The organism is Autumnicola edwardsiae (assembly GCF_031846505.1).
Taxonomy (GTDB): domain Bacteria; phylum Bacteroidota; class Bacteroidia; order Flavobacteriales; family Flavobacteriaceae; genus Autumnicola; species Autumnicola edwardsiae.
On sequence record NZ_JAVRHP010000307.1, the window covers coordinates 1 to 448 of the forward strand.

General features: G+C 40.2%; 1 protein-coding gene. It reads left to right on the forward strand.

What is annotated here, in order from left to right:
* On the forward strand, positions 1-448 hold a 448-nt coding region (locus RM529_RS17790; protein WP_311486066.1), incomplete at both ends, for an FAD-dependent oxidoreductase.

The window sequence follows — 448 nt, forward strand, 5'->3', positions numbered from 1 at the left end:
GCCGGTCGTCCTCCAGCGATTTTTGATTTAGATTTGGAAAAAGCAGGGATATCTTTTTCAAAAAAAGGAATCACAGTCAACGAATATCTTCAAAGCACCTCTAACTCCAATATTTATGCAGCGGGAGATTCGGCAGATTCTAAAGGCTTGCCCCTTACCCCTGTTGCGGTGATGGAAGGACATGTTGTGGCTTCAAACCTCATTAAAGGGAACAAGAAAAAAGTCAATTATCCCCCAATGCCTTCCGTAGTTTTTACGTTACCCACACTGGCATCAGTAGGATTGACCGAAGCAGAAGCCAAATCACAACAAATTGAATATCAAGTTAATTATAACAATGCGGAAAGCTGGTTCAATGCAAAACGATTAAATGTTCAGGAATATGCCTACAAAACCATTATTGATAAAGAAAATCAGACTATTCTTGGCGCCCATTTAATAGGCCCTA